The sequence below is a fragment of the Pedobacter sp. R-06 genome, from assembly GCF_049913135.1.
Classification (GTDB): domain Bacteria; phylum Bacteroidota; class Bacteroidia; order Sphingobacteriales; family Sphingobacteriaceae; genus Pedobacter.
This window is the reverse complement of record NZ_CP183977.1, coordinates 3,395,449-3,414,579: the sequence shown is the minus strand read 5'-3', so window position 1 is coordinate 3,414,579 and position 19,131 is coordinate 3,395,449. Positions and strand designations below refer to the sequence as shown.

The window sequence follows — 19,131 nt, the reverse complement described above, 5'->3', positions numbered from 1 at the left end:
TGCCAGTAGGATAAATCCTAAGTTGAAAAATTTTTCCTGTAACCAAAAAGACTTTAACCAAATTATAAAATTATATGTGTAGAAAATTAATTGCCCTATTTATACTCTTAATTCCATTCCAGTTCCTGTTTGCACAGAACAATTTGCTGAAAGATTTTCCTGAAGGATTTGGCCCAAAAGAAGTAGGAAAACGTTTAGCTTACCGCTTTCTAGATAAAAAACACATGCTCCACGCAGGGAAGTGGATCAGCTATCCGGAAACTTTCAATTGGACCGGAGCACTTAAATATGCTAAGTTAACAAAAGATAAAGTGCTCTTGTCGCGCCTGGAAGAGCGTTTTGAGAAGTTAACCGCTGAAGAAAAGCAGCTATTGCCCATTATGAACCACGTTGATTTGAATATGTTCGGCAGCCTGCCTTTGGAATTGTACCAGATTACCAAAGATAAAAAGTATTTTGACTTAGGTATGCCTTATGCAGATACCCAATGGGCCGTTCCACAAAAAGCAAATTTACAGCAAAAGGAATGGGCTGATAAAGGTTTTTCATGGCAAACCCGTTTGTGGATAGATGATATGTATATGATCACTATTGTTCAGTCCCAGGCTTACAAAGCTACAGGTGATAAAAAATATATAGATCGCGCAGCTAAAGAAATGGTACTTTATCTGGATGAATTACAGCGGCCCAACGGTCTTTTCTACCATGCACCCGATGTGCCGTTTTATTGGGGGCGGGGAAATGGCTGGATGGCTGCAGGAATGACGGAGCTTTTGCGGTTGTTACCTGAAGATAATAAAGACCGTCCGCGTATACTTAAAGGCTATGAAACAATGATGAAAAGCTTGAAAGATTACCAAAGACCAAGTGGGATGTGGAACCAGTTGATTGATGAGCCAGACTGTTGGGCTGAAACATCAGGATCTGCAATGTTTACCTATGCACTAATCAGCGGAGTAAAACATGGCTGGTTGGATAAACAGGAATATACTCCTGTGGCCCGAAAAGCCTGGCTGGCATTGGTGCCGTACATCAACGAAAAAGGCGACGTTGCAGAAGTTTGCGTTGGAACAAATAAGAAGAATGATAAACAGTATTATTACGACCGCCCACGGAATGTTGGCGACTCCCACGGGCAATCTCCATACCTGTGGTGCGTTTTTGCATTGCTGGAAAAATAAGTACCGAATTACTTAATAATATTAATCACGTGTAATCTTAATTTTTAACAGCTAACGTGAAGTAATCGTCTGGTTTAATAAAAAAAAATAAACTTTTGTGCACCGTATTTGGTATAACGCCGGCTGATCTCATACTGACGGCGGGTGCACGAGCTGGTAGTCCTGGGGGTATTGCCCCAGGCTATCTTTTAAAATTGAGCAACCGTCTCAACCCAGGATCAAAAAATGCAGCTTAAAGTATGCATAGCGAAATATTGAACGACGATACCGCTATCAAAACCTGGGAAGAAGCATAAATCTATCCCTGTAATAGAACAGGTGAAGATGATGGCGTTCAGCAGAATTAGAAAAGAATAAACAAGAGAGATTGACGATAATTGTTTAATCGCTATTGCGCATGCAATCGAGACTGTGTGCACGGCTTACTTTCCGAACAACAGGTTTACAGTAAAGATTCAGGTACTAATATACCTGATAGTTGATAACTTTTTATCAATAAGTCCAAACCAATAGAGTATTATTTCCATTTTGAGTTGTCAATTGTAAAAATATCTACTTCTCCCCAGATTAGATTTTAAACTCTATTTTTTTCGGATGTTCAAAAAAACAATTTTCCAGTTCCTTATAATGATGGCAATCACCCTGTCATCAAAATCTCAAAATCTGCAGCGGCAGAAACTTTTTCCCTTCCCTGATAAAGTCAGGTACGATGGAGCCTGCTTATACATAGATGGTAAACCAACTTTTGTTTACAGTGCTGCTTTCCACTATTTCCGTACACCCAAGTCGCTTTGGCGTGATCGTTTTTCCAAAATAAAAGCAGCAGGCTTTAATACCGTTGAAACGTATATCCCCTGGAATCTGAGTGAGTTGAATATGCCTAAGGGGCTGAACGACTATTCTCAGGTCAATTTTAAAGATCTTATGGATTGGCTTCATATGGCCCAGGAAGAGTTTGGTTTCTACACTGTTATCCGGCCTGGCGCATTTATCTGTGCCGAATTCGCAGGAGGAGGCTATCCACGCTGGCTGGCTAAGTATCGTCCTGACGATGTGGAGGGTTTCTGGTTGCGAAGTGCTGACGACCGCTATCTGGACTGGCACGATCACTGGTATAAAGCTGTATGTAAAGCTATTCAGAAAGAGCAGATTACCGCAAAGCAAAGAGGTAAGAAAGGAATTATTCTTTTTCAAATAGAAAATGAGTACAATGCACACAAAACCACAAATAAATCGCATGCCCTACAGCGTATGTATAACTGTGTACGCGGTGCTGGGATAACGATACCTGTATTTACCTGCCTGACCTCGGAAACCCGCGGAAGTAAAGATCCCTTGTTATCGCAGGTTTTTGATTGCGATAATTATTATGTAGGGCTGAAAGATGCCATTAGTTGTGCAAGGCGTATGGGCGATCTGAAACAACAGCAACCCAATGCCCCTGGATTCGTTACCGAACTGCAAGGCGGTTGGTTTGCAACCGTAGGTGGGAAACTGAGCGAAGACCATTACTCCAACGACAAACATTTTTATGCCATCGGAATGATGTCAATTGCAGGAGGTGCTACAGGTGTTTTTCCTTATGTGTTTGTTGGAGGAACGCATTTTGCAGGCTGGGGTGCCAGGGGGCAAACCACAACTTATGATTACAACGCAGCGATCCGTGAAAACGGAGCTTTATCTCCAAAATATTACGCCGCACAAAATCTAGGTGATTTTATCAAAAAGCATGGGAATGAACTGATTAATTCAAAAGGCGGGGTATGCAGCTTTGAAAGTGCTCCAGCCGAAATTGTAGGTGCACAACGCATAGCTGCTGATGGAACACGCTTCATATTTATACACAACAGCGCTACAGACCAAAGCCATAGCGGTGCTGCAACGGTTAAAGCCGGTAAAAACGATGCCGGACAGCCTATGTACAATATTGACCAGGATGAAAATAAGGTACTGATCAAAAGTAAAAATAAAGCCGATACCACAGTGGCTATGATAGCCAACCTTTTAATCCATTACGATCTGGGACCGCTAGAAACAAAAGTACTGATCATTCCCCCAGCAGCTGGGGCTGAGAAAGGCATCTGGTGGTCTTATCGGGCACCAACAGCAAAAGTGTCTATTCCGGTTAGCTTTCGCTTTAAATCAGTGAAACAATACGATGAAGATGCACAAGGCCAATGGCTTCCGTTAAGCCAAGGAAAATCTTTGCCTGAGATGGGCATAAACGATTTGCGATACGTACGCTACCGTGCGGGCTTCGAGCTTAATAAACAAGAAGCCACCAAATATAAGCGAATGTTGTTTAATACCTATTCTAGGGATATTATAAGTATGGAAGTTAATGGCAAAATTGCTCCCCGGATATTTCCTGCTGAAAAGTGGGTATCAGAGGTTACCCGCCAACGCGATAAATCATTTACCTTTTTAAAGGAAACCGAATACGATAACCAATTTGATTTGACGGGGTTACTGAATGAGGGCCGTAATGAAGTGTGGCTGGTTTATGAAAATATAGGACATGAACATGGGTATTTTCCGATGGAAGAACTTTGTGGTATCCGCGTTGCAGGCCTTTCTGATGGTACTACAATGATTAATAAAAAGCTAAACTGGGAGTATAGCACTAATCTGTCTGGTGTAACGCACAAATTTACTGATTTGGGTTTCGATGCCAGGAATTGGAAATCTGTACCACTGGATACTACTTTTCAGATCCCGCGCAAAGGAAATAACCTGCAACCCAAAGGAAAACAAAATGCACTTTTAACCTGGTACCGTGCAGAATTTAAACTGCCTGAAAATGTTGGTAAAAAAACCTGGAGGTTACTTATCAATGCTTCAGGTAATGGATTTATCTATATAAATGGTCATAACATAGGCCGCCATTGGGAGGCTGGTCCACAAAGGGAATTTTATATACCGGAATGTTGGCTAAACCTTAAGAAGGGAGAGAAAAATAACATTACGCTCGGCTTAAGGCAAACCGTTAACGGCGCCGTAATCAGAGCAATGGAAATCTCCAGCTATAATAACGACGAAACTTAGATTGAGTCAATCATCTAGTTATCAGATTGTTGAAACTTCGGATTAGTATAAAAAAGTCTTTTTTTTATAATGATCTGCATACCCCAACTAATAAATTTGTTTTGATTAGCTGGACCTTTTTCCCCTACATCGGAACCGCTCTCAGCTGGATTGAATGTGACCGTAAATTATGCCAAACTGGGAAATAACAAGATCAAAGGGAATTTTACAGAGGTAATTCCTTCGCTAGCTGGTGCCGACACCCACCTGGAATTATCGGTCGATCAGTCAGTGGATAAATGAAATACCACAGGATTTCTTTAAGCAACCTTTTGCCTTTAAATGGCGTAGAAACTTTTAGAGACGAGCAACCGATTGAGTTAATTAAAGTGAAGTTACCTTCTTTAGCGTTTACTCTGACATAAATATATTGTTGTATGACAAATTAGCTTAACCAATTTATACTTATATATCCTATGAAAACAAAAATGAATCAATTCATGCTTTGCGCTTTAACCATCTTTTGCGGATGCAGCAAGCCAATTGCCGCTGAGGATCAGGCGAATTTGGGCATCAGTCTGGTGACTGGAAAACAAATGGCTGCTGCTGCACTTGGGCAGGTAACCACTGTTGTACACCCGGGAATGCTTCATTCTGCGGCTGATTTTACCCGAATGACAACCAAAGTAAATGCAGGGGCGCAACCCTGGCTTGCTGGCTGGAATAAGCTTGTAGCCAATGGCCGTTCTGCAGCTACCTATGTTCCGCGGCCGGTTGATACAATCGTGCGTGGAAGAGCAGCAAGCGGAAGAGGAGAAAATTACATTTTGGCCTGTCAGGATGCTGCCGCGGCTTATCAAAATGCCTTACGCTGGAAAATTAAGGGTGATGCAGCATGTGGCGCAAATGCTGTAGCCATTATGAATGCCTGGGCAGTTAAATGCAAGTATATTGACGGAGACAGCAATAAACAGTTGGCGGCTGGACTACAAGGTTATCAATGGGCAAATGCTGCGGAAATTATGCGTGGTTTCAGCGGTTGGTCTGCAACAGATTTTACAGCTTTTAAAAATTTTATGCTTAACGTCTATTATCCCGTTTCGAGTGATTTTTTGAACAGACATAATAATACCTGTGGCACACATTACTGGTTGAACTGGGATATGTCTAACTTATGCACGGTGTTGGCCATCGGCATTCTTTGCGACGATGTGGCGAAGATCAACTATGCAATAGATTATTACCAGCATAGTGGAACCGGGACCGCTTTTATCGGAAGAGTAACAACAGCTACATATCCCAATGGTATGGACCAGGCGCAGGAAGCCGGAAGAGATCAGGGGCATGCCACAATGGAGGTTCCTCTTTTCGGTACTTTTTGCCAGATGTTATATAACCAGGGACAAAACTTTTTCGATTATAACCCTTGGAGCCATGTTAATCCGCCACTTTTAGGGGTTAGCGAATATATAGCAGCCTATAACATCAATACAACCAATACCGTTCCGTTTACAACTTATAACAACTGTGAGAATTCGAATCATACTGTTATTTCAAGTGCTGGACGGGGTAGTATCCGTCCGGGATGGGAACTGGTTTACAATTATTACGTGAAAGTAAAAGGCAAGGCCGCTACATACACGACCCAATTCGCCGAGAAAGTACGGCCAGAGGGTGGTGGTGGCGATTATGGACCAAATAGTGGGGGATATGATCAACTTGGCTTTGGAACCTTAACTTTTTCCCGTTAAGCAATAATAACCGATAACAACAAAGGCTTATCAATTAAGATGAAGCCTTTGTTGTATATGGTGCTATCGGTAAATTTAACTGCAGAGCCTGTTACTTAGATTTTTACAATGCCCACCGTGGTTTCTGCCTACAGAAGTTTCTGCCTACAGAAAATAAGATAAGATCGTTCTCAACCTATAATAAGAATTGTATAGAAAAAAAGAAATCCCCGGAATTATTAAATTTCGCGGATTCTTTTGTGGAGCCTAAGGGAGTCGGACTTATCGGTATATATGTATGTAAATCAGTGTTTTGTGATTGATTACTTACTTTAAGGTGCCAAAAACTCACCTTTATTTTTTGAATGCAAATTCTTAATTTAAACGTAGGAAAATGATTGAGAAATTCAAAATCATAGGCTAGTTTGATACAATGTCTTGGCTGTTAGATTTAAGATGTTTTTCTCGATTAGTGCTCCCGACGAGACCCTTAGCGAACTTTTTTATTGATAATTTGAAGTGGATTGCTGATTTGAAGATTTCGAAATAAGCTTTAACGATAAGTTCGAAGTGATGAAGCTGCAACCTATTCGAACGTTAGGCGGATACGAATTGTTCATAGAGGCGCAATGTTAGACGGTTCGATATTGTTTCAGTATAAGTAATAAGGTAGGTAAGGTTTGCTTTATTCCCTCAATTATGAAGAACCGCTGGCCCGCTCTGCCGTCCATCTTATTTTATAGTAGCCAAATACCGATAATATTATAAGGAGGATCGTAACCATAGGATCTAGGGGGCATGGGATCACCTGTGTGATATTGAGGGCAAAGCCACTATAATAGAGGCCTGTTTGCTCAACATAGCATGAGCCCAGGACTGTTGACTCTGTATAATGGGAACACAAAAGATCATGGTAACCGCCCTGGCTAGCGTCGAATAGATATGCCCTTACGCCATTAAACTGGCCGAAATATGTCTGGTATATGTTGTCACAGGCACCAAAACATTTATATCTACAGGCCTGGCCAACCGTGAAGCTCTGAGCGTACCCTTCTCTCACCACCCCTAAAAAAACTATAATTACCGCTGATATCCTTTTCATAAATCTTTCCCCCACATCTGATAATACTTACAGCTTTTAAGTTGATCTTTTTGATTTCTGTCTGTATTTCAGTAAGGTATGGATATTGAGTGGGATATTCTGTTTATTTTAATATTTAATAATACTTAACTGAATCGTTAAAATGATTCATCAATTTTTATAGAAAAAAACCTACTGATCTCTGCATAAGTATCAATAGCTTGCATGTAAAAACATTTATTTTCAGGAATGCCGCCGTTATATTGCAAATAATGATTCTTGAAAGCTTCTGGCAATAGTAGCTCGTGAGCAGGAAGGTAGAGAAAATGCGTAATCTCATGATTTTTAGCTTATTATTGAAAAGGGTAAGGGTAGTTAACTGTTCTGAGTTTTTGTAACCTCGTACCTGAACTGAGTGTACTTCTTTATGATCAACATACCTTCTTCGTAAGGAGTTGCTCCTAAAAACCAGAAAATCTTTAGGTAAGGTTGCCGATGCAACATATTTTTCGAGCCTGCGTCTTTTGGTTATCTAATCTATGCTATGAAAAAAAAATATACAGTTCTGTTTAGCCTGATCGGGCGGGTTTTCTTTTGTTGCTCAGCTTATGCTGCCATCATTTGGGACGAAAGACCCTTAACGAATATAGCAAGAACGGTTCTGGCTTACCATATCTTCCTGAATTTTATAACCATCAGGCAGAAGAGCTTAGTAAGAAAGGGGAAAGTTTGGATCTCCAGATAACCTTAGATTAATATGCTCATTCTGTTTTAACCTCTAAACTTGTAGTTTTATGAAAACAATATTTTTAAAATCTAATCTGCTTTTACTGGTGCTTTTGAACTCGCTAGCAGGTTATGCTCGTCAGCTAACCGTTGTAGAGCAGGATTATCCGGTTGCCAAAGCCGAATCGATCAGGCAAGGCAAGCTGCTTATCATCGACTTTTATACTGATTGGTGCATCCCCTGCAGAGAGCTGGATGCTGCTGTATTCAGGGATAGCACAATGAGCAGGCAATTAGCCAAAAATTTTGTAGTCCTACGTTATAATGCAGAAAAGCGGGATACAGTATATAAGCTTGCACTAAAGTACCATGTCGGTATGTATCCTACCACTTTGGTGCTCAACCTGCAACAGCGGATCCTGCATCAAGCCTATGGAATGCTGCCTGGGAAAAAAGGGATAACAGGAAATTATCTTGATTTTTTAGCTGAAGCGATCAAGAACAACACAGACGGCAAGATCATCGATGGTGTATCGGCACCCGGGAGGACAATTTATCCCAAGTTCTATGAAGATTACGTTTTCCGCATCAATACCAAAGGGTTGGATGAAAAATTAGCTGCCTACTGGAATTCTACTGAGGATTACCTTTCGGAGGTTCCCTTTAGTGTGCTGTGTTATTTTTCCGGTGGTACTGAACAGGTGAACGCCTTTTTTTTAAAGCACAAGCAGAAATACGAAGCGCTTTATGGTGAACTGGATGTTAAATTTATCCTGAGCATGATGGTAGGAAAGAAAATGAATGATGCAATGAAAGCAGTAAACCGTAAGGCTTTTGAGGAAGGTATAGTTTTCGCAAGGGAACATCTCGCCCCGCAGGAAGCTTTATTATATATCCCGCTAATGGAAGAGCGGATGCTACAGCTTGAAAACAAATGGGAAGAGGCACTGAAAATGTTTTCCTTACGCAAAAAACAGCAAGGGCTCGATGATAACGCTTCCCTGAGGTTCAGCTCGGCAGTTGCAGAAAAATGTAGCGATATAAACGTCTTGAATATCTGCAAGGAATGGATGAAGAAAATAGCCGTCAGCAATCCCAATCACGACACCATGAGTGTGTATGCGCGTTTGGTGTACAAAACCGGGAACAAAGCTGAGGGGCTGAAACTGATGGGAAAGGCCATTTCAACAGGCAAGCTGTCTAACCAGGATGTCTCAGGGAGTGAGGAATGGTTGAAGCATCCAGATAGCTGACCCTGAATTGGATTTCCTGGTTTTGGGAACATGATTGCACCCAGCTAAAATTTATAATCAATAGATGAATTTGATAAGCCCTTCTTTTACCATTTCTGGAGTAACAACACGAATTGGGGAATGGCTATTAATAATCTGAAAACTTAAAATCGCATGAAAAATATTGCACTCACCATTTTACTCCTGATATCGAACCTGGTCCTATCGGCACAAAACAGCGTTCAACGGATCGACAGTCTGGTAGTTTTAAAAAATGCCGAATATGAGCTCTCTGGAAATATCCTGATTGCCGAAAAAGGAAAAGTTATCTATCGCAAATCTACCGGAATTGGTAATACTTTAGCCAATACCCCGGTGACTTCAGTGTCGTCCTTTAACCTGGCTTCTGTTTCCAAAATCTTCACATCGGTAGCTATTTTACAGCTTACTGAGCAGGGAAAGCTCAGTTTAAGCGATCCTGTGAAAAAATATATTCCTGAATTAAATAACGGACTGATTTCAATCAGCCAGCTCTTATCACATACTTCCGGGTTAGCGGATTTGCAGATGCTGGAAAAACCGTATGCCGAGGATACCAGTAAAGTGTTTACAATAGCCGATATCCCTGGGGCAATAAATAAGGATAAAAACGCCTTTCGGTCGGCACCTGGAGAGAAATGGAGCTATTCTAACAGCGGATATAACCTGCTGGCCCTGATTGTTGAACGAGTAAGCAGGACTTCATTTTCCGACTACCTGACTAGCCATATATTCAGGCCGGCCGGCATGTTGAATACCTATATCAATACGGTATTGATAAATGTTAAGGATCCTAACCGGGTAGTAGGGTACGACTATTTAAACTTCGCACCCTGGAAGTTGCTGCGGGCGGATTCATTGCGCCAGAACCACATAGAACTGATGCATTTGGACGGATTGATTGGCCAAAGCAATGTCGTCAGCACAACAGCAGACCTGTTGAAGTTTGACAGGGCATTATATAACGGTCAGATAATCAAACGTTCATCGCTCGATAAGGCTTTTACCCCAACCCGGTTAAACAATGGCGAACTGGCTACTTCCGGCTGGAAAAACAACTCTTGCTACTATGGCTTGGGTTGGCAGATACTCAAAGATACCTCAAATGGCAAGGTTGTGTTCCACACAGGGGGGATGCCCGGTGCGGTTACAGCATTTATCAGGAACATCACTAAAGACCAGACGGTCATTGTTCTCAATAATATAACACACCGCAGTACCCATGGTTCAGCGATGAGCCTGCTTTATTTACTCAACGGAGGCGTGCCACAAAGGGATAAAAAATCAATGGCAAATGAGTTTTCAAGGACACTGGTAAAACACAATGTAAATGAAGCATGGGCGAGGTTCAATAGCATTAAGACCGATACTACCCATTTTTATCTGGATGAAAGGGAGATGAACTTAGCAGGGCTCAGCATGTTCTTTAACAATTATAAAACACAGGGTATGGAAGTGCTGAGATTGAATACTGTTTTGTTCCCAAACAGCGCGAATGTTTACGACAGCCTGGCCATGGCACTAGCCGAGTCGGATGAAAAACAAAATGCAATCCTGATGTACAGGAGGTCTTTAGAGCTCAACCCAAAATCAGCAAGTGCAGTGAATGCATTAAAAAAATTGTCAGGCCCTTGATCTTGGAGAAATAAAGGGTCGAAGGGTGCAAAATGCACCCTCTTGATAAGGTAGCGCTTTTCAGCCATATACTGAAGGCTAAAAATTTGCACAATCACTGTCGCCAGTCAACTGCATTCATTGAGCAGCAGCAAATGGAAATCAAGCAGGAAATGCTGTGAAGATGAAAGATTGAGCTTTCAGAGAGATTTGAGGTCAATTATTTGCAAATCTTTTACTGGGGGACCGCAAAGTACTTTTCCCCGTACAGAAAATCTGCATCCATTGCAGGGACAATCCCAGGTTCTAATTTTGATTGGGGTAGTTTTTAATGGAACACCTGTTTTTGCGGATGCGGGACCAATTGCCGGATTGTAGGCTGAGGTTTTTCCAGAGCCAGATTTTTTTGTAGGTACACAAGTAAAAGCGTCAAAGGGGATTTACGAAATTGATATGAATTTTTAATCAGGAGAAGGGATATCACTGCTTAATAAAACAGGATAAAAAGACCGCGAAGAATGAGACTTTAGATATTCAAGTTTGTATAAGAAATCATCCGATAATGCGCTATTGAATAGTTTGGATAAAAAAGTCTCAACCATATCCACATCCGGAATAGCCATAGAATCAAAAAGCAGCATCCTTTCTTCCCCAAAATGATTGATGTTTTTAGAAATCTTATCTGAATCTTGAGTATAGTTCAGAAAGTTGTGATTGTTGTCGCCGTCTATGTATAATACAATTGGGTTCTGGTTCATAATGGTTTGTTCCTAAAACTTAATAAACCCCTGGCGTAAAAAAAAATAGTTGTCTTATTTTGCAGATTATCGTACATTTTGACTTGGCGATTAGCTAGGTGATGGTTTGTTTGTTTGTTTGTTTGTTTGTTTGTTTGTTTGTTTGTTTGTTTGTTTGTTTGTTTGTTTGTGTCAGTAAAATGGGGTGTTGTTTGGTGGGTATTAGGAAGGGGAGAGTTGTTATTAGCTGTCCCCTGCGGGCCGGGCCATCTGCTGTATCTTTTGTTCCGAAAGGATGCCATTTCTGTCCCTGACAGAATCTTAAAAATGTCTTTGTAATGTTCTGTTTTGCCACTAATAAGTATAAGGTAAACAATTCATAAAACCATTTGTGACGATGCCGGAATATTATATCGTTTGCTTAATTGCCGCCTCCAGTTTATCCAAGCCTGTGTCCTCCTGATCTGAATTATATGTGATTTTCCCCTTTGCATCTACCAAAATGCAAGTAGGTACCGCATAAACGCCGAGAGATTTAGGAATTTTGCTATTGGAGAATTTCAGTCTCTCTGAAACATTAATCCAGGTGAGTTCGTTTTTCTTAACATGTTCTTTCCACCTCACCACATCATCATCGTTATTGAAGTAAACGACTTTTAATCCGGATGCTTTGTATTTTTCATAAAGAGTCTTTAAGAAGGGTAACTGCTTTTGACACGGAAGGCACCAGGTGGCAGATAAGACGATCAGGTAGTTTTGCCCGCTTAACGATTGGCTATCAAATGTATTGCCATCAATATCGCTGACGGTAAAGTTGATGATGTCTTTGCCTACCTGCGCTGCAAGGTAGCCTTTGATAAAATTCTTTTGGCGTTTATAGATAGAAAGGCCGAGCGGCGATTCCCCAAGTTTGGTATCTAGCTTTGCCCAGGTCTCCAATACTGCATTGGCATGGCTTAATGAGACTTCGCTCGCACTGGTCTGATACAAAAGTAGTAGACTATAAAAGTCTTTTGGGTGATTGCTGACCAGCTGGAGTTGGTTTTTTAAGTCTTCAAGGAAAATCGCTTTGGGTATCGTTCTGCCATTGGCTGTTAACGGATATTTATAATATAATGCATGCCATAGTTGTTCTGATTCCGCCCGGATTTTCATGCTATTGGTCTCCAGGCCAGAAAGGATTGGTTGCTCATTTGAACCTTTGCCCATCTCCAGGCGTATTGAATGTTCTCCCGAATCAAGTGGAAACTTAAGAGATGCAGACTTTCCTTTGTTCTTAAAGCCCAGTTCTACAAAGTGGACAGGCTGTGACATAGCACCTTTAAACCTAACCATTCCGTTCTTACAGACTGATGAATCTATTTTTAATGCCTGATGTCCGGCGTTATCCAATAGATACAATTTGATTTTTTTGCCCTCCAGCTCTTGACTCTTAATGTTAAGAATATAGGTGTACTGCGCATAGCTGGTTCCAACGAGCAGCGACATCAACATGATTAAAAGAGGTACTCTCATAAGTCCTTAAGCGCAGCGCTAATGCCGGCGATGCTTGAAGATAACATAAAAAATGCTAAAGCGAAAGTGGGAACGGAGAATATATTAAATTCTTTTTGGCCTAAGCTTCCGCTATTTCGGAGCTATTTTCTATTTTTGCGCTGCAAACCTATAGGGTCTGCACTTTTTATCTAAACTAGCGCTTTCAGGATTGAGGCGATTTTTTTGTGGACTGACTTCATTCATGGAGCACCTTCTAACATTGAAAAATCTTCTGAAAGCCGGCCTGCGGGTAATGCTTTCGGCAAAAGCAATTATGGGGTCTGAGACGATGAGCATTTTGCCTACATTTTTTATTTTTCTGAAGTAACTATCCCGAACATTTAAAGCCCGCCCATAATGCATTCAGCTTCAGCCATATCTGGTCTGTGAACGGCTTCGGGGAAAGCTTGTAGAAAACAATGATCTGGCTGCTGCCCGGACATTTTTTGATATGGACTTTCGCATGAAGTATCATGGGTTTCTGCGCCATATAATCAAGCATGTGAATGGTGCCGTTAAGGGTTTGCAGATCGCCATTTTCTGTTTTGGCTGCATGGAGTTTTGTCTTTGTTTTGAAAATAATGGCTTTGGGGATATTTCGTTTGATGATGTTTCTGGCTATAAGACCATCATAATAGGTATTAAGGTTTTTCTGGATGACAGCTATATTTTGGACAGGACTGTTGTCCAGCAGCCACAAAAATGCATATGACCAGTAATCGGGGCTTTTCTGGTCGCTCCAACCCTTGGTAAACCGGATATCTTCCACACCGGTGTATTTGATCGATGGGGCGAAGTCTATAGGAATGGGAAAACGCTCAATGCCCCAGTTATCCAGTTCAAGCTGATAAGGCGGTTTCCAGGATGGGCCGTCAAATGCGGGCTTGGTTTGTGCAAGCGTTTTTGAGCAAAGGCAGCTGAAGAGCAGTACAAGGAAATAGCTGTTGATCTGATTCATGTTTTATGGTTTTTTGCTTTGAAGTACCAAAAATTCATTTCTAATTTTTTTATTGCAAAATCTTTAAAATAAAGATAAGAAAATAGCCAGAGTATACACGGAATAAATATCAGATCAAAACCAAATTAAGACGGTGTTAGGTTGTTTGGGCTGTCCCCTGCGGGCCGGGCCATTTGCTGTTAAGCCCTGTTTTGTCCTGTCGGTGTTTTGAATTTCCAGATGGATATGATGGACAGAAGTACGATCAAGAAATAGGGGAGAGATACATTGAAAATATTATAAGTGGTATGGCTGTCGCTGATGATAACCAAAGCGGAATTTTTACCACCTGCAGTTTGTGGAATGAGCTCCTGTGCGTAGTTCCATCCCAAATGAATCCCAGTCGGAAACATCAGGTTTTTAGTTTTGATATAAGCCATGTATCAAAACCAGATTTTTCTATCTGATTTAACGGAAATCACTATGGACAAACTTAATGCTATCCTGGACGTTTTGCTCAAAATTGGAGGGCGGATGGAGTCCGATAGATGAAAAGGCAAACGATAGGTTAAAAAGGCAAGTGTCTTCATTAACTCTTGGGGCAGCGAAGAAACTATTCGGGGAATATCATATTGCCAAGGGAACAAGGAAGAAATCACGCCAGTCTTATCTTTCAAAATTGAACCAGTTCATCAACTATTATGAAGAGGATAAAAAGGTAAGTGAGATTTCCTATCATGAAATCACTGAATTCCTGAACTTTATGGAAAAGGACGCTGCCAATAAATATGTAATGATTGTTACAGAAATAAATCTGTTCATTCTGTTTTTTATATCAATTATCAGTGTCTATGTTCCCATTATTCTGCAATAATAGATTTAATTTGTAACGAACGTTACAAATTAATGTCATAAAAAGATGTGGCCTTGAATTTCTCACGCAACCAAGTACGCTTAATTTAAAGCATGATAGAACATGCTTGTTAACCTGGTTCCGATATAACGGAACTGGTAATGTTCGTCTCTGAAAAACCGACGGTTAAAAATTAAAGGGCAGTAACCATCAACGATTACTGCCTTGAAAATGTGGTAAGCAAAATTAATTAAAGCAGTGTCGATCCGCCATCAATAGTGTATTCAGAACCGGTAATAAATGAGGCTTCGTCACTGGATAGAAAGGCAACAAGCTGGCCTATTTCTTTCGGCTTGCCGATCCGGCCGATAGGCGTCAGGCTGATCAGGTAATCAGTCATACCTGCCAATGTAGCTTTATCCATTCCCATTTTCCCAAATAACTCAGTATCGATAGCGCCAGGACTAATGGCATTCACACGGATCTTTCTTGGTGCCAATTCTAATGCTGCGGTTTTCATCACTGCGTTTAGTGCGGCCTTGCTAGCACTGTAAACTGCTAAACCAGGGCTTACCGTAGAAGCAAGAACTGAAGAAAGCAATACGACAGATGCACCGTCATTCAGATGTGGAATGAATTTGCTTAACGTAAAGTAAACGCCCCTGAAGTTAACGTTTATCATTTTGTCGAAGCTTTCGGGTGTTTCCAGTTCAATCGATGATGTTCCGGATATACCGGCGTTGATGAAAAGAATGTCAACCTTTCCAAATTTTTCAGTCACCTCGCTCACTAAGTGATCAATGTCCTCCAGTTTTCCCTGATCTGATAATATAGCATGTACATCAAGCTCTTTTGCAGCCAGGTCTATGGCTTCCTGTCTTCTTCCTGTTATCACAACGGTTGCGCCCAGTTCCCTGAGTAATTTTGCTGTGCCGTATCCCATGCCGCTGTTTCCACCGGTGATCACCGCTATCTTGTTTTCGAATTTTTTCATTATTTAATTATTATCCGATAAAGGTATCCTTTAAATGCTATACATTTGTAAGCAGTATAAAAAAGTATAGCAGCTATTCAATATGGAAACAGATAGACACGATGCGAAAAGTAAGAAAGAACTGGCCGCTTTGATGGATACGATCTACGTGATCGGCGGCAAATGGAAAATGCCGATCATTTTTGCAATTTGTAAAGGACATCAGCATCGTTTCCGCGAATTGGAACGTAGTGTAACCGGTATCACGTCAAGGATGCTCTCTCTGGAACTGAAGGAGATGGAGGTAAATAAATTGATCACCAGGACCGTCTATCCTGAAACACCTGTGCGAATTGAGTACGAGATCACCGATTACTGCAAAACGCTTGTGCCTATGCTGCAGTCAATGGTTGACTGGGGAATGCTGCACCGGCAGAAGATCAGGGAAGATTAAATGCCTATCCGTTCTACTTTAATTACCAAATATTAATAACAACCTCAATCTGTAACATTCGTTACAGAATGAGGTTACCTTTTTAGCTATATGGCAAGGAATGTGGAATTTGACGAAAAGCGTGCGATTCAAAAAGCGATGGAAGTTTTTTAGAAAAAAAGGTTATAGCGGTGCTTCGATGCGAGACCTGACGGAAGCCATGCAGATCAGCGTAACCAGTATTTATAATACGATCGGGGATAAGCACCAGTTATTTGTAAGGTGTATAAGCGATTACATCAACAACCGCATGCAGGAAGCTGTAGCGGCACTCGTCTAAGATCAAATCACCGTTAGAAGATGTTATTAATTTGATCAATGGCTGTGTAAGTACGATTCTTTATAGTGATAACCATTGCCTGGTTATCAAAACCACGTTTGAACTGGCTGCGACCGACCCGGATATTAAGGCGCTGGTCAAGAAAGACAGTGACTTTACCCACGATCTTGTATTGAACCTGATAGAGAACGCTATCGAACAAAAAGAGATAGTTACGGAATCTGATGCCGAAACTATTACAAACTCCATAACCAGCGCCTTTACCGGCTGGCATGAATCTTATATTATTCACCAGGATCCAGTCAGAATAAAAAACATGGCTGCTTATTTAATATCTCAGCTTTCAAAGTGATCTTTGTAACAAAGGCTGGTATTTTCCGCATTGATCAAAACTGACTGATCAATCCAGATCGGCATCTATATGTTCTATCAGCCCCGCATCATTGAAACGGATATTAAGCCATCCTGTCTCGTGGCCAAAGTCACCTGTAAAATCCACTTTAGCCAGAATGTTTTCCGGACCGGTTTCCTCAACCGAAAGCAATTGGGTTGAGGTACGATAACCAATAAAGAAGGTCACGAAGTATTTTTTGATACCTTCTGCCTGTTCAAATTTTTCTCCTACGGAAACGTCTTCGATTACGGCATCCGCTGCAAATAGATCCAGCACTTTTTGCGTATCAAAATTATTAGCCGCGGCTATGAATGCACGGACGATCTGTTCAAATCCTGTATTTTTCATTTTGGTAATGCTTAAAGATATGTTTCAGTTCAGCGACCTCCTGAAGTCAAGCGGCGACAGCGCTGTTTTCCTTTTAAAAAGTCGGTTAAAGGATTGCGGATGCTCAAATCCGAGCTGATATGCTATTTCCGCAACAGAAAGTTCTCCGCTGGTTAGTAGTTCCTTTGCCTTTTCAATCAGTTTAGCGTGCACATGCTGCTGTGTATTTTGCCCGGTGAGCGAACGGAGCATGTCACTCAGGTAATGAGCGGAGACTTTCAGTTCGCCGGCGATTTGTTCGACAGCTGGCAAACCATTGATCAACGGCTTACCTGTACCAAAATAATCGGATAGCAACTCTTCAAAACGCGCCAATAATTCACCGCTGGGTTCTTTACGAGTGATGAACTGTCGGCTGTAGTAGCGCTTACTATAATTGAGCAACAGCTCGACCTGCGAAACCAATACATCCTGGCTTAGCTGATCAATAGCTGAGCCCAGTTCCTGTTCGATGTTTTTGAAAAGGCCGACGATTACTAGCCTTTCCTTTTCGGACAGGTATAGTGCCTCGTTAGCGGCGTAAGAGAAAAATCCGTAGTTTTTAATATTGCGACCTAAAGGATAGCTCCGGATAAAATCAGGGTGGACAAGCAAAGTATAACCACCATATTTGGCTTCGCCTTCCAGGGCTGTAATGAGCTGTCCCGGTGAGACAAAAGATAGACCGCCCTCATCAAAATCATAATGGCTTTGGCCGTATTTTATCCTGCCGCTAAAGTCTTTCTTAAACGAGATTTTATAAAAATTAAATAGCATTCCCTTTTCCAGGTCGGCGGTATGCACGGTAATTGTGCCGTAATCGACCAGGCTGATCAGCGGATGGAGTGGCTTGGGTAAACCCAGTGCGCGATGCAACTCCGATATGGAATTAAAGATGACTGGTAGTTTAATGTTTTTCATACGGACTGCGCAAGTTAAGGTATTTTGTCAAATTGATGCGATAAGCTTCAGGGCCTTCTGCCAGCCGTTTAGCGTAGAGCCGCAGTGCATCGTTACCTGCAGGGTAGGTTAACTGGTCCTTTTCGTCTGTAGCCGCGGTAAAAACCACTTCGGCTATCAACTCAGGTTCGGTAAATTCCATTAGGGTACCGTCGCTAAAACCTTCATTCATTTTAGCTAACGTTGCTTCGTAAGCTGTATCCTGTGTAACCTGCATCGCTTTCATGAAATCGGTTCTGATACCGCCGGGAGCGATGTTCTTAATGCCGATATTGAATTGTGCAAGATCGTAAGACATACTTTCGGCCAAGCCCTGCAAAGCCCATTTGGAGGCGTTATAAACCGCCGATTGCGGATTGGACACAAGACCGCAGAGTGAGGTGGTATTAATAAATAAGCCTTGTTGTTGCTGGCGAAAATAAGGAATAAAGGCGCGGATCACCGAAAGGGTGCCGAAGAAATTGGTGTCAAATTGTGCGCGGATCTGTTCTTCGGTATTCGCTTCCACCGGCCCAATAAGGCCATAACCGGCATTGTTGAATGCAACATCAATGTCTGTTAAAGCCAGGGCGGCATTTACGGTGTGCTGCACCTGGCTGCTATTCGAAATATCCAATGGTAACAGGATAACGTTATCTAACTGGTTCAATTCTGTTTCCTTTTCGGGTGTTCGCATGGTAGCGATAACTCGCCAGCCCTTAGTCTGAAATAATTTTGCGGTCGCTTTTCCCAATCCGGCAGATGCGCCGGTGATAAAAATAGTTTTCATATTGTTTCCTTTTGTTATACAAAGGTGCAGCACAGGGAAACGGGATGTGTAACTAAAACGGACGAGGTTGTAACCAAAACGGAGCGTTTGACAAGATGGAAAGAATTACAGACGGCTAAATAATGCGCGATAGATGAGGAGACGAACCAATTATATTTTACTACTCCAGCACCACAACCTTTGTGTTAGATTAATATTGCTTCAGG

Annotated in this window: 17 protein-coding genes; 9 read left to right on the top strand and 8 right to left on the bottom strand. The window is 41.6% G+C overall.

Features of this window, described 5'->3' with window-relative positions:
- Window positions 1-74: 74 nt before the first annotated feature.
- The 5 genes from ACN9MR_RS13895 to ACN9MR_RS13875 all read left to right on the top strand — a co-directional run bounded on the left by ACN9MR_RS13895 (window position 75) and on the right by ACN9MR_RS13875 (window position 10,648).
- Window positions 75-1,181: a glycoside hydrolase family 88/105 protein gene (locus ACN9MR_RS13895; protein ID WP_426324430.1), complete on the top strand. Its 1,107-nt coding sequence runs from the start codon at window positions 75-77 to the stop codon at window positions 1,179-1,181.
- A 594-nt stretch (window positions 1,182-1,775) separates the two neighbouring features.
- Window positions 1,776-4,226: a beta-galactosidase gene (locus tag ACN9MR_RS13890; RefSeq protein WP_426324428.1), complete on the top strand. Its 2,451-nt coding sequence runs from the start codon at window positions 1,776-1,778 to the stop codon at window positions 4,224-4,226.
- A 455-nt stretch (window positions 4,227-4,681) separates the two neighbouring features.
- Window positions 4,682-5,956 (top strand): alginate lyase family protein, encoded by a 1,275-nt coding sequence (locus ACN9MR_RS13885; protein ID WP_426324426.1) that lies wholly within the window; start codon window positions 4,682-4,684, stop codon window positions 5,954-5,956.
- Between the two features lie 1,854 nt (window positions 5,957-7,810).
- Window positions 7,811-8,995: a thioredoxin family protein gene (locus ACN9MR_RS13880; RefSeq protein ID WP_426324424.1), complete on the top strand. Its 1,185-nt coding sequence runs from the start codon at window positions 7,811-7,813 to the stop codon at window positions 8,993-8,995.
- A gap of 153 nt (window positions 8,996-9,148) precedes the next feature.
- Window positions 9,149-10,648, top strand: a complete 1,500-nt coding sequence (locus ACN9MR_RS13875) for a serine hydrolase (protein WP_426324422.1) — start codon at window positions 9,149-9,151, stop codon at window positions 10,646-10,648.
- A gap of 440 nt (window positions 10,649-11,088) precedes the next feature.
- Here ACN9MR_RS13875 and ACN9MR_RS13870 read toward each other — a convergent pair whose 3' ends face one another.
- The 4 genes from ACN9MR_RS13870 to ACN9MR_RS13855 all read right to left on the bottom strand — a co-directional run bounded on the left by ACN9MR_RS13870 (window position 11,089) and on the right by ACN9MR_RS13855 (window position 14,277).
- Entirely contained in the window at window positions 11,089-11,385 is a 297-nt protein-coding gene (locus ACN9MR_RS13870; protein WP_426324420.1) for a hypothetical protein, read from the bottom strand.
- A 387-nt stretch (window positions 11,386-11,772) separates the two neighbouring features.
- A complete protein-coding gene (locus ACN9MR_RS13865) occupies window positions 11,773-12,879 on the bottom strand; it encodes a TlpA family protein disulfide reductase (RefSeq protein ID WP_426324418.1) in 1,107 nt (368 codons plus the stop codon).
- A gap of 349 nt (window positions 12,880-13,228) precedes the next feature.
- Window positions 13,229-13,858, bottom strand: coding sequence for a hypothetical protein (locus ACN9MR_RS13860; protein WP_426324416.1), 630 nt, complete (start codon window positions 13,856-13,858; stop codon window positions 13,229-13,231).
- Between the two features lie 179 nt (window positions 13,859-14,037).
- Complete coding sequence (locus ACN9MR_RS13855; RefSeq protein ID WP_426324414.1) at window positions 14,038-14,277, bottom strand: hypothetical protein; 240 nt, start codon at window positions 14,275-14,277, stop codon at window positions 14,038-14,040.
- Between the two features lie 56 nt (window positions 14,278-14,333).
- On the opposite strand from ACN9MR_RS13855, the gene ACN9MR_RS13850 reads away from it, so the two are divergent.
- Window positions 14,334-14,711, top strand: coding sequence for a phage integrase N-terminal SAM-like domain-containing protein (locus ACN9MR_RS13850; protein WP_426324412.1), 378 nt, complete (start codon window positions 14,334-14,336; stop codon window positions 14,709-14,711).
- 229 nt (window positions 14,712-14,940) lie between these two features.
- Here ACN9MR_RS13850 and ACN9MR_RS13845 read toward each other — a convergent pair whose 3' ends face one another.
- Entirely contained in the window at window positions 14,941-15,684 is a 744-nt protein-coding gene (locus tag ACN9MR_RS13845) for an SDR family NAD(P)-dependent oxidoreductase (protein ID WP_426324410.1), read from the bottom strand.
- An 82-nt stretch (window positions 15,685-15,766) separates the two neighbouring features.
- Here ACN9MR_RS13845 and ACN9MR_RS13840 point away from each other — a divergent pair, with 82 nt between their 5' ends.
- The 3 genes from ACN9MR_RS13840 (at window position 15,767) to ACN9MR_RS13830 (ending at window position 16,788) form a co-directional block, all read left to right on the top strand.
- A complete protein-coding gene (locus ACN9MR_RS13840) occupies window positions 15,767-16,117 on the top strand; it encodes a winged helix-turn-helix transcriptional regulator (protein WP_426324408.1) in 351 nt (116 codons plus the stop codon).
- A gap of 121 nt (window positions 16,118-16,238) precedes the next feature.
- Window positions 16,239-16,436, top strand: coding sequence for a TetR/AcrR family transcriptional regulator (locus ACN9MR_RS13835; protein WP_426324406.1), 198 nt, complete (start codon window positions 16,239-16,241; stop codon window positions 16,434-16,436).
- A 31-nt stretch (window positions 16,437-16,467) separates the two neighbouring features.
- Window positions 16,468-16,788, top strand: a complete 321-nt coding sequence (locus ACN9MR_RS13830) for a TetR family transcriptional regulator C-terminal domain-containing protein (RefSeq protein ID WP_426324404.1) — start codon at window positions 16,468-16,470, stop codon at window positions 16,786-16,788.
- Between the two features lie 48 nt (window positions 16,789-16,836).
- Here ACN9MR_RS13830 and ACN9MR_RS13825 read toward each other — a convergent pair whose 3' ends face one another.
- Genes ACN9MR_RS13825 through ACN9MR_RS13815 form a run of 3 tightly spaced genes read right to left on the bottom strand, consistent with a single transcriptional unit; the run spans window position 16,837 to window position 18,925 of the window.
- Window positions 16,837-17,178, bottom strand: a complete 342-nt coding sequence (locus tag ACN9MR_RS13825; protein ID WP_426324402.1) for a nuclear transport factor 2 family protein — start codon at window positions 17,176-17,178, stop codon at window positions 16,837-16,839.
- A 24-nt stretch (window positions 17,179-17,202) separates the two neighbouring features.
- Window positions 17,203-18,117, bottom strand: coding sequence for a helix-turn-helix domain-containing protein (locus tag ACN9MR_RS13820; RefSeq protein ID WP_426324400.1), 915 nt, complete (start codon window positions 18,115-18,117; stop codon window positions 17,203-17,205).
- Window positions 18,104-18,925, bottom strand: coding sequence for an SDR family oxidoreductase (locus ACN9MR_RS13815; RefSeq protein WP_426324398.1), 822 nt, complete (start codon window positions 18,923-18,925; stop codon window positions 18,104-18,106). Before ACN9MR_RS13815 ends, ACN9MR_RS13820 begins: the two co-directional genes overlap by 14 nt.
- Between the last annotated feature and the right edge of the window lie 206 nt (window positions 18,926-19,131).

What these genes read in the sequence shown, in the direction of transcription:
- ACN9MR_RS13885 (WP_426324426.1), top strand. Translation starts at nt 4,682, where the DNA reads ATGAAAACAAAAATGAATCAATTCATGCTTTGCGCTTTAACCATCTTT.
- ACN9MR_RS13850 (WP_426324412.1), top strand. Translation starts at nt 14,334, where the DNA reads ATGCTATCCTGGACGTTTTGCTCAAAATTGGAGGGCGGATGGAGTCCG.
- ACN9MR_RS13820 (WP_426324400.1), bottom strand. Translation starts at nt 18,117, where the DNA reads ATGAAAAACATTAAACTACCAGTCATCTTTAATTCCATATCGGAGTTG.
- ACN9MR_RS13865 (WP_426324418.1), bottom strand. Translation starts at nt 12,879, where the DNA reads ATGAGAGTACCTCTTTTAATCATGTTGATGTCGCTGCTCGTTGGAACC.
- ACN9MR_RS13895 (WP_426324430.1), top strand. Translation starts at nt 75, where the DNA reads ATGTGTAGAAAATTAATTGCCCTATTTATACTCTTAATTCCATTCCAG.
- ACN9MR_RS13845 (WP_426324410.1), bottom strand. Translation starts at nt 15,684, where the DNA reads ATGAAAAAATTCGAAAACAAGATAGCGGTGATCACCGGTGGAAACAGC.
- ACN9MR_RS13870 (WP_426324420.1), bottom strand. Translation starts at nt 11,385, where the DNA reads ATGAACCAGAACCCAATTGTATTATACATAGACGGCGACAACAATCAC.
- ACN9MR_RS13815 (WP_426324398.1), bottom strand. Translation starts at nt 18,925, where the DNA reads ATGAAAACTATTTTTATCACCGGCGCATCTGCCGGATTGGGAAAAGCG.
- ACN9MR_RS13840 (WP_426324408.1), top strand. Translation starts at nt 15,767, where the DNA reads ATGGAAACAGATAGACACGATGCGAAAAGTAAGAAAGAACTGGCCGCT.
- ACN9MR_RS13875 (WP_426324422.1), top strand. Translation starts at nt 9,149, where the DNA reads ATGAAAAATATTGCACTCACCATTTTACTCCTGATATCGAACCTGGTC.
- ACN9MR_RS13825 (WP_426324402.1), bottom strand. Translation starts at nt 17,178, where the DNA reads ATGAAAAATACAGGATTTGAACAGATCGTCCGTGCATTCATAGCCGCG.
- ACN9MR_RS13890 (WP_426324428.1), top strand. Translation starts at nt 1,776, where the DNA reads ATGTTCAAAAAAACAATTTTCCAGTTCCTTATAATGATGGCAATCACC.
- ACN9MR_RS13855 (WP_426324414.1), bottom strand. Translation starts at nt 14,277, where the DNA reads ATGGCTTATATCAAAACTAAAAACCTGATGTTTCCGACTGGGATTCAT.
- ACN9MR_RS13860 (WP_426324416.1), bottom strand. Translation starts at nt 13,858, where the DNA reads ATGAATCAGATCAACAGCTATTTCCTTGTACTGCTCTTCAGCTGCCTT.
- ACN9MR_RS13880 (WP_426324424.1), top strand. Translation starts at nt 7,811, where the DNA reads ATGAAAACAATATTTTTAAAATCTAATCTGCTTTTACTGGTGCTTTTG.